The organism is Streptomyces durbertensis (genome assembly GCF_014156695.1).
Classification (GTDB): domain Bacteria; phylum Actinomycetota; class Actinomycetes; order Streptomycetales; family Streptomycetaceae; genus Streptomyces; species Streptomyces durbertensis.
This window is the reverse complement of record NZ_WMLF01000365.1, coordinates 1-5,469: the sequence shown is the minus strand read 5'-3', so window position 1 is coordinate 5,469 and position 5,469 is coordinate 1. Positions and strand designations below refer to the sequence as shown.

The 5,469-nt window shown below is 71.2% G+C and carries 4 protein-coding genes; all 4 read left to right on the top strand.

Annotation, left to right across the window (positions count from 1 at the left end; genetic code table 11):
• Window positions 1–745 precede the first annotated feature (745 nt).
• Window positions 746–2,773: a SpoIIE family protein phosphatase gene (locus GL263_RS20435; RefSeq protein WP_323379495.1), complete on the top strand. Its 2,028-nt coding sequence runs from the start codon at window positions 746–748 to the stop codon at window positions 2,771–2,773.
• A gap of 153 nt (window positions 2,774–2,926) precedes the next feature.
• Window positions 2,927–3,265: an ArsR/SmtB family transcription factor gene (locus GL263_RS20430; RefSeq protein ID WP_182857186.1), complete on the top strand. Its 339-nt coding sequence runs from the start codon at window positions 2,927–2,929 to the stop codon at window positions 3,263–3,265.
• A complete protein-coding gene (locus tag GL263_RS20425; RefSeq protein WP_182857185.1) occupies window positions 3,262–4,446 on the top strand; it encodes an MFS transporter in 1,185 nt (394 codons plus the stop codon). Before GL263_RS20430 ends, GL263_RS20425 begins: the two co-directional genes overlap by 4 nt.
• 672 nt (window positions 4,447–5,118) lie before the next feature.
• The coding region (locus GL263_RS20420) for an LLM class flavin-dependent oxidoreductase (protein ID WP_323379496.1) at window positions 5,119–5,469 on the top strand (351 nt) is incomplete at its 3' end.

Here is a 5,469-nt window from a genome sequence, read left to right as displayed (position 1 = left end):
GCTCCGCCGAACGCCGCACACCCCGGCCACCGGACGCCGCACACCCCGGCCACCGGCCGCCGCCCTCCCCGCTTGCCCTTCCGCTCGCCGTGCCGGGCCGCCCCGCCTGGGAGATGCTGAGGCTGGAAGGGCCGTAGCGGACGGCCACCCGGACGTCCGGACACCGCAGCGGCGTCGGGCGCGGCCCCGCGACCCACGGGTCGCCACGTCCAGGTCAGGGAGGACCAGCGCAGCGATGCCACACGACCCGCCGAGCACCGGGCCACCCGGGCAGGGGGCCCCGGCTCCGCACGGCCCGAACGAGCCCGCGGCGTCGCCGTCGTCGACTGCGTGGTCCGTCCCCGAGGAACTCCGGAGGTCTCTGGCAAAAGCCCTGGTCAAAGCGGTACGTGCGGGTGGCGGCTACGGAGGTGGGGTCTACCTCCGCTCGGCTGACGGCCGCTCGCTGGTCCTGGTCATGGTCACCGGAATGCCCCGTTCCCTGGTGCGCTCCTGGTGGCGGGTACCCATCAGCGGCCGGCTGCCGGCGGCGGAGGCGTTCCGCACCGGACGCGGGGTGTTCCTGAGCGACGCCGGGGAGCGGGTCCGGCGGTTCCCCCAGTTCGCCGCAGCGCTCCCGTACCCGTTCGGGTCGGTGTGCGTGCCGGTCCGGGTGGGGGGAGAGGTGAGGGCGGTGGTGTTCGTGGTGCGGGCCGCCGCCGGGGGCGCCGGTGCTGCCGGAGTGCAGCGGCGACGGCTACGCGCGGTGGTCAACCGCCTCGGCGCCGCTCTCGCCGGGTACGCCACCACCGGCGACTCGCTGCGCTACGACGGGGAGCCGATCGCGGTTCGCCTGCCGGGGGAGACGGTCACCGGTGTGCGGGTCGGTCTCTTCCAGTGGGATCTGGAAGCCGGGACGATCAACGCCGATGGTGAGTGTTGCGCCATTCTTGGTGTCCGGCCGGGGGAGTACCAGGGCCCGGTGAGTGGCGTGATCTACCGCGTGCTGGCGGACGACCGGCACGAGCTGGAGGCGTGTGTCGAGGACGCGGACCGTGCCGGCCGGGTCCTGGGCCGCCGTTTCAGGGTGCTGGACCGCGGTGAGCGGCCCAGGTCGGTCGAACTCTGGGGCAGGGTGGTCCGCGACGGGACCGACGGTGCCGGACCGGGCCGTCTGGTGGGGGTGCTCATCGATGTCGCGCAGGGCGCCGCTGCGGCGGAGGCTGTGGAGCGGCTTCCCGACGGCGTGTTCTCCCTCGACCAGGACGGGCGGCTGACCTATGCCAACCGCCGGCTGGAGGAGCTGCTGCACACCGTCCGCGACGAACTCCTGGGCTGCTACCCCTGGGATGTGGTGCCCTGGTTGTCTGATCCCGCGTACGAGGACCGATACCGATCGGCGATGCTCTCCCAGGAGCCGACGTCCTTCCTGGCCCGTGACCCGGCCGGTGAGAGCCTCGTGTTCCACCTTTTCCCCGACGTGCATGGTCTGACAGGCCGGGTCGTTCCCGCCGGTCCACCGGGGGATGCCGAAGTTCCGGGCGGTCAGTTGCCCGAGCCGCCCGCGGGGTTCGGGTCGGCCGCGACGGGGCCGGGTGCGCTGTATCACATCGTGCATATGGCGAGTGTGCTCACCGAGGCGGTGACGGTTGGTCAGGTGTGTGACGTGGTGGTCGATCAGTTGCTCCCGTTGTCCGGTGGTCGGGAGATGGCGGTCTATGTCGTTCGGGATCGTCGGATGTTCCTGGCTCGCCAGTCCGGCTACCCGGATGGCTTCCTCGACGAGTTCGAAGGTGTCGCTCTGGATGCGTCGCTGCCCGGCGTGCAGGCGTTGACGCACGGGGTGCCGATGTTCTTCGAGTCTCCGCGGCAGCTGCTCGCCGCCTACCCCGGTATTCCGTTGGACGAGATGAGCGCTTGGGCGTTCGTTCCGTTGATCGCCTCCGGGCGTCAGGTGGGCTCCTGCATCCTGGGGTTCGACCGGCAGCGGGTCTTCGGCGCGGAGGAACGCGCGTCGCTGACGGCCCTGGGTGGCCTCGTCGCTCAAGCTCTGGAACGGGCCCGGCTGTTCGACATGGAGTCCGCGCTCGCCCGCGGTCTCCAGCGTGGTCTGCTACCCCGGCGTTTCCCTGAGGTGCCGGGCATGGCGGTGACTGCCCGTTACCTTCCGGGTACGCAGGGCATGGAGATCGGTGGCGACTGGTACGACGTGCTCACCAGTGAGCGTGGAGTGGCGCTGTGTATCGGTGACGTGGAGGGTCACAATGTGGCGGCGGCCGCCGTCATGGGCCAACTCCGTAGTGCGGTGGCGGCGTTGGCGGGTGCGGGGCTGCCTCCTCAGGAAGTGATGCGCCGTGTGAACCGGCAACTCGCCGACGCCGAGTCCGGGCTGTTCGCGTCCTGCTGCTATGTCGAGTGGGACCGTTCCTCGGGTGAGGCCACGATGGTCCGCGCCGGCCACCTCCCGCCGGTCCTGTGCCACCCCGACGGCAGAACGGAGGTGGTGGACGCGCCGGGCGGCATCCTGCTCGGTGTTCTCCCCGACGCCGAGTACCCCGCCCTCACCTTCCCTTTCGCCCCCGGTGATTTGCTCGCCCTGTACACCGACGGGCTGGTGGAAGAACCAGGGGAGGATGTGGAGCACGGTATCGACGCGTTGCGTACCCGTCTGGCGCACACGGCGGCCGCCTCTCTCGACGAGCTCGCCGACCGCCTGGTCGGCGAGGCCCGCCGCGCCACCGACCGTCCCGACGACATCGCCCTCCTCCTCGCCCTCCTCCCGCCACGGCCCTGAGCCGCGACCTCGGGGATGGTCGCGGTGCGTCTCGGAGGCCGGGGTGGTTGCCCGACGAGGGCGGCCCTGTGTGGTTCACCTCGGTCGACTTGATCGTGCGGGATTTCTCGAACTATCATCGTGCGAGAAAACTCGAACGATTGGAGTTGGGTCATGCCCCCACGGACCTACCATCACCCGGAGGCCGGAGAGATCGCGATCGCGCGCGTGCTCTTCGCTCTCAGCGAGCCGCTGCGGCTGAACATGGTGCGGATGCTCGCCGAGCAGGGTGAGGTCGACAGCATCAATCTCGGCCCCGACCTGCCGCGCTCGACCCTGACCCACCACACGAGTCTGCTGCGCGAGTCCGGGGTGGTCTTCGTCCGGGCCGAGGGCCGCAAGTGCATGATCAAGCTGCGCGAGGAGGATCTCGAGGCGCGTTTCCCGGGGCTGCTCGGCACGGTGCTCACCGCCTACGGGAGCGCCGGCGACGAGGGGGAGACTGACGCATGATCCGCAAAGTGTGGCCCCTCGTCGTTGCCGCGGTCGCGCTCGGCATCGACGCTTACGTTCTGGCGGGCGTGCTTCCGTCCATCGCCGACTCCCTGACGACCACGGCGGCGATGGTCGGCCTGGGCGTCGCGGCGTTCACGGCCGCGTACGCAGTCGCCGGTCCCCTGCTGTCAGGAAGACTCACCCGCCACAGCACCGCCCGCGCCCTGCTGATCGCGCTCGGGGTGTTCAACTTGGGCAACCTCATCACCACGGTCGCGCCGGGCATCGAGGTCTTCCTGGCCTCCCGGGTCGTCGCGGGGGTGGGCGCGGGCGTCCTCACTGCGGTGGCGACGGCGACGGCTGCCGCGACGGTCGCCGACCACGAGCGGGGCCGCGCCATGTCCCTGGTGACCTTCGGGCTGTCCACTGGCACCGTCGCGGGTGTGCCGGTCGGGATGATCATCGGCCAGAGTGCCGGGTGGCGCTGGACCATGGCCCTGGTCGTGCTCATCGGCGTGGTCAGCATGGCGGCGCTGGCCTTCCGCGCGAAGACGCTCCCACGTCTCGACGCAGCGGCGGGCGGGTCCGCGTTCACGGTGCTGCGATCGAGCCGGACCTGCGTCGGCGTCGTGGCGGCCTTCCTGCTGGGCGTCGCAAGCCTGGGGCTCTACACCTACCTGCTTCCCATGGCCGAGGATCGAGGGCTCGCGGGCCTGGGCTTCGCCCTGGTCTGGGCATGGGGCATCGGCGGCGTTACCGGCTCTGCGCTGATCGGCAAGCCACTCGATCACTACGGCCCCAAGCCGATGCTGGTCGGGCTGCCCGCCCTGCTGGCGCTGAGCTTTGCTGCGGTGTGGCTTTCCTCTTCGCCGATCGTGTGGCTGATCGCGGCCGCGGCCTGGGGCGCGGCCGGCTGGGCGAGCGTGCCGACGCTGCAACAGGCACTCACCGCGGACCGGCCCGGACAGGCGATGCCGATCATCGCGTTCCAGATGGCGGCGATGTACCTCGGCTCCGCCGTCGGCGCAGCCCTCGGCGGTGCACTCCTCACCGCGGGCACCGCCCCCGCCTCCCTCGTGGCGTGGGCGCTCGTCCCCACCGGGCTCGCGGTAGCACTCACCGCGTGGATCGCGGCCAGGACTGTCGCGCGCAGGAACACTGAGCCGGCAACGGTTCCAGCGTGCGAACCCGTCGGATGACGCAAAAGGAGGTTGTTGGTTGTGGGTGGGAACATGAGGGAGAACGTGTGTGAGGTCCCGGTGCTCGTCGAGGTCGGTGGTTTCTGCGTGGTCATCCTCGGTGAGGGTGTCTGGGGCTTCGACAGTAAGCGGTAGTGCGCCTGGATCGGCTGCTGACCAGCTGTTCACTTCTGGCGGGCTGCCCGGCTGGCTGTACGCACTCACCCTCGTCAACCCGTACAGCTACGCGGTGGACGCGCTGCGCCGCGCGACGTATGCCTCTTGACGGTAGCCCCGATGTCGGCGGGTCTGTTTTGGGGTGGCGTCCCACTGCCGGTCGTGCTGGAACTCTTGGCCATGTGCGCCGTGGGTGCTGCCGCTCTGGCGCTGGTCGCCCGACGCTTCGCCCGCTCGGCCGAGTAGCCGTCTGTCGGCCGCCGCCCGGGGCGGCCGCCGCCCGGGGCGGCCGCCGCTCGGGGTGGCCGCCGCTCGCTCCCACGCTCCGCCCGCCCTCGACCCCTCGCCCGACTTGGAGGTACCACGGAATGTCCGCCACTGCGCAGACACGGCTGGGTGTGCTCCTCACCACCAACCGGCACGGCACGCAGCCGGACCGCGCCGTGGGTGCCGCCGCCCTGGCGCTTGCCGAGCGCGTCGAGGAAACCGATGTCGACGACCTGTGGGTGACCGCGCATCACGTCTCCGACGCCTCGCTCTGCTCGTCGGCCCTGGCGCCCGCGTCCCTTCCCTCTGGGCAGGACCCGACGGGTCCAGGTGGGCACGGCGGTCACCCTGCTGCCGCTGCACTCCCCGCTGCACTCCCCGCTGCACGTGGCGGAGCAGACGGCGCTGCTGCAACACCTGTCGGAGGGCCGCTTCCGCCTCGGAGCCGGACGGGGCATGCCGCTGGTCGACTACGACGCGGTCGGCGGCGGCAGCGGCTACTGGCACGCCGGCCTGGACGAGCGCCTGGACCTGGTACTGCGGGCCTGGCGGGGCCGCGTCTCCCACGACTCGGACCTGTACTCCTTCCCTCCCGTGACC